Source organism: Parasphingomonas zepuensis (assembly GCF_036663735.1).
Taxonomy (GTDB): domain Bacteria; phylum Pseudomonadota; class Alphaproteobacteria; order Sphingomonadales; family Sphingomonadaceae; genus Sphingomonas.
In genome coordinates this window covers 1-1,595 of record NZ_JAXOJO010000024.1, presented here as the reverse complement: position 1 = coordinate 1,595, position 1,595 = coordinate 1, and the positions used below count along the sequence as shown (strand labels likewise).

General features: G+C 62.3%; 1 protein-coding gene. It reads left to right on the top strand.

Annotated features, from left to right (window positions below; all coding sequences use genetic code 11):
- Nucleotides 1-1,595 (top strand): TonB-dependent receptor plug domain-containing protein (locus U1769_RS24875; protein WP_332720848.1); only part of this gene is annotated, 1,595 nt, incomplete at both ends.

Genomic DNA, 1,595 nt, shown 5'->3' with positions numbered 1-1,595 from the left:
CCGCATCCGCAGCCCGACACTGACATCGCCCTCGCCGATCCAGGTGATCACCGCACGGGATATCGAGAACAAGGGCTCGATCGATATCCAGGAAGTGCTCCAGCAGAATCCCGCAGTGGGCAATCCCGGAGCCAGCCGCACGACCAGCACGTTCGGCACCAGCCCCGGCCGGTCCACGGTCAACCTTCGCAATCTCGGCCCGTCGCGCACACTCGTGCTGATCGATGGTCGCCGTAGTGTGGCCGGCTCGCCCGGCTCCAGCGTCGTTGATCTCGCGATGATCCCCGCTTCGTTCGTTGAGCGTGTCGATGTGCTCACCGGCGGCGCTTCCGCCGTCTACGGCTCGGACGCGATCGCTGGCGTCGTCAACTTCATCTACAAAAAGAACTTCGAAGGTTTCCACGCGAACCTGCAATCCGGCATCTCGGAGCGCGGCGATGACGACAATTATTCAGCCAACGCCACCTTCGGTCGCAACTTCGCGAATGGCGACGGCAACATGCTGCTGTTCGTCGGCTGGCAGCGCGAAGGCGCGGTCCTCAACACCGGGCGCGATTTTTCGGCGTTCGATTACAACAGCCTTGGCACAACGCAGCGCGTTGGCACCCCCAGCGCCACCAATCTGCTCGCGGCCCAGAACCTGTTCGTTCCGCTCTATGCGCCGTCCAGCGTCGGCCCGGCCGGCGTCTTTTCGATCGCAGGCGCTGGCAATCGCATCATCAATCCGGATGGAAGCGTGCGCGCCTACAACGCAACGACCGACGGCTTCAACCGCGCGGCGTTCGGTGCGATTGCATCGCCGGTCGAGCGGCTGACCTTTGCCGTGCGCACCAACTATGACGTATCCGACAGCGTCAACGTTTTCGTCGAGGGGACGTATAACAGGGTCGATACAAAGGGCTATCTGGAGGCCTCGCCGCTGCGCACCGACGGCGCCCTCGGCGCATTCAATGCCCCGGGCAACGCCAATGGCTATTTCAACATCGAGCACCGTGTGTTCGGGCCTAACGGGACGTTCGTGACCCTGCGCAACCCGTTCGTGTCCGACGCCGTTTACAATGCGGCGAACGATCGCACTGGTGACGGCCTGAAGGACATCAGCTTCCTGATCCGCACCACGATGTTCGAACCCGGCACCCGCGCGGTGACGACTCAGCGCGACAACTTCCGGCTTGCGGTCGGCACCGATGTCGATCTCGGCAGCGGCTGGAATCTCGACGCCTATTACAGCTATGGCTTCACCCGTTCCGATACGACCATGACTGGCCTTGCCAACCTGTTCAACGTCGCGAACGCCGTGCAGGTGGTCCCCGATATCAATGACGTCAACCGCAACGGCAGCACCACTGATGCAATCTGCCTCGATGCCAATGCTCGCGCGAATGGCTGCGTACCATTCAATCCCTTTGGCCTGAATGCCAACGGCACGAGCAAGATCACGCCAGAGGCGGTCAACTATGTGAAGGCCAGCTATCAGGCCCACGCCTTCCAGGACTTGCACGCTGCGGCCCTGAACCTCAGCGGCACGTTGTTCCAGCTTCCCGCTGGCCCGGTGCATCTCGCCGCCGGCATCGAATATCGTGAGGAATCCAGCC